A 1,550-nucleotide genomic window follows, 5' to 3' on the forward strand; every position below is an offset into this window, starting at 1 on the left:
TTTTTTATACATTACATTGTTTTTTAAGATTGCATAAATTTAAGTAAAACGTATTTTGAACACGACAAAGCTTCCGACCGGTAGGGAGGATTCGTTCAACAGCACCTATAATTAATTGCGGTTGGATTTTCCCTGCGGAAAATCCACGCATATTTAGTATGTTTATTGTGCGGGCCGAAATCCTGTCGGATTTCACACCGCAACTAATCATAGCCTAGACGTTAGCGGTAACTTGCCTTAAATAAAGAGCAGCTCCGGGACTTCCCCACTTTTTTGCTGCCTACCCCATAGTTTTACAAAACAGTGAGCAAGCGGTACGTTTATCAATGCAGCAAAAAACCCACGGTCCGCATAATCTTGGGCCTGGGCTTTCCTGTTGTTGGGGATTAAAAAAACAAGAGCAGCTTTCGGGACATTCCCTTTTGCCACCGGTACGCAAGGGGTGCGCAAGCAGTTCGCAGTTTGACCTTGGCCCGCCACTATCCGCTAGGGTTTTACAGAAAATCAAATTTTATTTATATCCGCCAAGGTCTGCGATGGATTGAAAATGCGGCAAAACCCCGCGGATCGTTCCATTGGCTTGTCCGTTGGATCAAGGTCTGCGCTGCAAGCAACCGCTAACAGGGCCTATAATTCAGTCTTGCCTTTTTCAAAAGAGAAAATTCCTTACTTTTATTCCGGCCCGATTCCGATCCCGAGAAATCCTATTGGATTTCCCAGACCGAAATCATAGCCTTAACGTTGGCAACAATGCAGGAAAATCGAATATGAACAATTGGTATCACATAACAACAGGACAATTTGGATATCCCCAACCAGAAAATGATTTTGGATATTTGGAATTAACTTATGAACCAAATATTGGTTGTCCTACTTGCCACATTGGAATTAAACAAAACAATCCATTTCGATTTAAAAATGAACCTAAAGCCAAAAACAGCCAATTTATCGGACTGAATTGGGTATTTGACAAAATTTTTGTTCGTGAGCCAGTCAAAACGGAATTTGAAAAAAACGGAATAACTGGAATCAGTTTTTCACGACCAATATTTCACAAATCCGAAAAGGAACTTGAATCTATCTATCAACTACACGTTGATACAATATTACCAGAAGCTTTAATTAGCAACAATCTGACAAGTGAAAAGTGTGAATATCCAAAAGAAGAAAGCGCAATAAAGTTCTTAAAAGCAATGGATAGTCCATTAGTTAAGGGACCTTTCTGCGGACAGATAAAATACAATTTTCCGCAAGGTAAAAAAATGACTTTCGACATCGAGCCTTTTAAAAACTTACCCGACTTTGTTCGGACTTTTGAATGGTTTGGTAGCGGAGCAAGTGCAAACCGACCAATTTTGATTTCGGAAAAAGTTAAAAGAATAATAGAACTAAATAAATGGCGAGGAACATTTCTTGACCAAATAGAACTGAAAAATTAAAAAGCACTATTGCCAATAACTAAGTATTCGGCCCGCCGATAGGCCAGGGCTGAATATCTTGTTGACGGATCCGGTTCCTCCCTATGGGGAAAGCCTTCTTTTTTGTGTTTG

The 1,550-nt window shown here is 40.1% G+C and carries 1 protein-coding gene; it reads left to right on the forward strand.

Going from position 1 to position 1,550, the window contains the following annotated elements; genetic code table 11:
- Positions 1-767: 767 nt before the first annotated feature.
- Positions 768-1,439: a hypothetical protein gene (locus D0S24_RS20860; RefSeq protein ID WP_117021785.1), complete on the forward strand. Its 672-nt coding sequence runs from the start codon at positions 768-770 to the stop codon at positions 1,437-1,439.
- Positions 1,440-1,550: the final 111 nt, after the last annotated feature.

Source organism: Arenibacter sp. P308M17 (assembly GCF_003426735.1).
Classification (GTDB): domain Bacteria; phylum Bacteroidota; class Bacteroidia; order Flavobacteriales; family Flavobacteriaceae; genus Arenibacter.